The sequence below is a fragment of the Nodosilinea sp. LEGE 07088 genome, from assembly GCF_015207395.1.
In the GTDB taxonomy this organism is placed as follows: domain Bacteria; phylum Cyanobacteriota; class Cyanobacteriia; order Phormidesmidales; family Phormidesmidaceae; genus Nodosilinea.
This window is the reverse complement of sequence record NZ_JADEWX010000325.1, coordinates 1-3,018: the sequence shown is the minus strand read 5'-3', so window position 1 is coordinate 3,018 and position 3,018 is coordinate 1. Positions and strand designations below refer to the sequence as shown.

2 protein-coding genes are annotated in these 3,018 nt (G+C 54.1%); both read left to right on the top strand.

The window, feature by feature from the left end; genetic code table 11:
* Window positions 1–386 precede the first annotated feature (386 nt).
* The gene (locus IQ254_RS30565) at window positions 387–1,199 is read left to right on the top strand and encodes a helix-turn-helix domain-containing protein (protein WP_193969899.1); all 813 of its coding nucleotides are present in this window, start codon (window positions 387–389) and stop codon (window positions 1,197–1,199) included.
* Between the two features lie 130 nt (window positions 1,200–1,329).
* On the top strand, window positions 1,330–3,018 hold a 1,689-nt coding region (locus tag IQ254_RS30560; RefSeq protein ID WP_193969898.1), incomplete at its 3' end, for a hypothetical protein.

Sequence of the window (3,018 nt, the reverse complement as noted above, 5' to 3'; positions counted from 1 at the left end):
GGGTCGGGGGACATGGGAATAAATCCTATGGAGACTACAGGTATCCTACCGGGCTATACCGGGTGTGGCTATGTTGGGTCTGGGGCTGTCTGCCAGGGCGATCCCATGGGCAGCAGCGGGGTTAATCCCACCGACGATCAGCCTGGCCCACAGCCAGACCCATGACCCCAAACCTACCCTCGCGGGTAATAGTAGATCTAGTGATCAATTGCACATAATGCTAATGCTCTGTAGTGCTCTACCCTAGCCCCAAAAAGCTGTGCATCTCACCTAAATCTCAGAGCTTCGGATCTGTATCAGGTGAACTTATGTCGAACCCAGAACGACTGGAACTGGACTGCCCTGCCGGCCCTTGTCTACCAGATATCTTTGCAGTTGCACCCACGATGACGGGCCTCGCACTGGGATGGAGCAGCATCAATTTGGAAGCCTTTTGTCTGTCACCGGGTAAAACCTCTGAATGCCGTCTTGAACACCCCGTGGTTGCCCTCAATATTGGGCAGGCCGTTCAGATTGGTCAAGTGATTGAGGGTAAAACCCAGACAACAACCTTTTTGCCCGGTGCAAGCACGATTTGCCCGCTACATGCCCGCTATTTTCTATATTGGGATAGCCCCCTGGAAATCATTTTTTTAAGCTTAGCATCGGAGGTGTTAAGTCTCAATGCGGCTGAAATATTGGGGTCAACAGGTGTGAAGCTGGTACCTAGGTTTGGCGTTCAAGATCAGCTCATTTATCAGATTGGGCTGGCTCTGCTGGCCGAACTACGAGCGCCAGGCTTTGGCAGTCATTGGTATGCTGAAACCATGGCTACTGCCCTAGCCGTTCATCTGTTGCGATATTACTCAGCCAGCGAAAGTGATGCTCCCGGTGGTTATAGCTTTTCGCAGCCAAAGATGAAACAAGTAGTCGATTATATCAACGACAATCTGGAGCAAGACCTCAGGCTCAAGGAGTTGGCTGCGATCGCCCAGCTGAGCCAATTTCACTTTTGTCGTGCCTTTAAGCAGGTCGTTGGGGTCAGCCCTCATCGATATCTCATCTGCCAGCGCATTGAGAGGGCTAAAACCCTGTTGCACAGCGGCGACATGAGTATTGGGGCAGTGGCGATCGCCTGCGGATTTAATCACCAAAGCCACCTGCATCGGCACTTTAAGCGCCTAACTGGAGTCACGCCCAAGGTATTTCTTAAATCATAAAACGTTACTTTAGTCGGCGCAAAATTGTGCAATAGGCGCAAAAACGTGCAGGACTTTTTCGATTCAGCGCTGTAGAGTCGAGCTGTGGAGAGCAAGGTTAAGTTGACATTTTTTGAGGTCACACTACGCCATGACACAGCAATCACGAAGTGCAGCATTGTTGCGGGTAGCTGGGCACCTGGCAATTGACTCCGAAGCCCAGCAGCGCAATTTTGAATTGCTGCGTCGATCCTTAGCTCGAACCGTTCTCCCGCCTGAAAAAACGCAGCTTATTACCAGCAATTTTTCCTTCGAGCAGTCCGATTTGTTCTTTCACGAGACTATTCCTAAGGCGCGCCGGGAGACACTCGATCAGCTAGCTAGAAACCAGGATTTGCCCGATTCAGAGCCCGTATTTCGACTGTTTGTGCGCGAGGTTCCCCTGCGGGAGACATTGATTTATGGTTCGGTGCCAACCTGGGCCGCCGGGGCTAAAGTGAGCCATTCTATTGGCCCATTCACCAATCAAGACGGACGACAATTTTGGTACGATTTTTTCCCCATTAAGCAATTAATTGCTCTGTATATTCAGGGGGATAGTGAGCCAGCCCTGTTGTTTGAGAGCTCGACTCTGGCCCCATCTCTTCCCCCCATCACCAGGCGGTTAACTACCTTCAACCTGGCCCCGGGCAGCCTCTGGGTCAAGGCGCGATACCTGGCCGCCAATGCTCCGGCGGGTACCTATACCGGTCTCACCGTTCAAAGCGGAACGATCCAACTCAGTAATCGCCCGGCCAATGCCAACAATCAGCTGACAGTGCCAGCTAATACCGTCATTCAGGTTCGGCTGGCGCTCCAACAGCCCGAGGTGGTCGGTGCCGATACCACAACCTCCTGGGGCCAGGATGCTCGCAATCTGCGGCTGCGATTACCCTCCAGCCTGGCCTTTCAGTTTTCGAGCCAGGGCAGGCAAATCGAGGCCGTAGGGGAGGCGAGTTGGCAACTGTACGGTCAATCCCTGGATTTTGTCTGGAATCGTCAGGGGCAAACCACCTACGACCCGGGTTTGCAGCGGATTGTAATTCCCTTTACGGCTTCGGAGCAGCGGCTTGAGATCGGGCCTGTGGCGTCTGAGCTGAATACTGTTCAAAACGCGGCCCCGATTTCTAGAAGTGCCTGGACCCTATCGGTTGCCACCATCAACAGCAATCAACCGCCGGAGGCAGAGGGCATTGGGGCCATGCTGGTCGAAACTGGAGCCGGGCTGGTCGATCGATGGCAGGGGATGGCCGGGGGTGGCTTACGGTTGAGCCACCCCGCATTTTTGGTCAGTCCGGGGCAGATTTTTCTGGCCGATCTGGGTGCGACTAATCCCCATGCCCGTCAGTCGCTAAACCTTTGGCAGGATGAGATCAACCCCTTTGGTACCACGGTCAATCTGACCTTCCCGACGCCGACGCCGCTGTTCTATGGTGCCAACGCCAACGGCAACGAGCTGGTTTCGGCGTTGACCAATGCCGATTTTCAGATCGATCGCCCGGTGAAGGTCAATGGTGAACCGCCGCCAGTGCGATCGCTCAACTCGGTGCTGATTTTGGCCGCCAGCGCCAGCCAGAAACTGATCTACCTGTTTGATGACAATCTGATTCAAGACAGCGCCCGGCTGAATAACCAAGACCCAATTGTGCCCGAGCAGTTTGCCCTGGCCCTGACCAATGCCCTGTTTAAGGTGTCGCAGGTCAATGGCTGTTTGCTGTTTGGCACCCTGGCCGACGACTATGGCACCGTTGCCAGTGGGTTCTTGTTTTTGACCTTTGGGCTGTACGCCTATCTGCCCCCC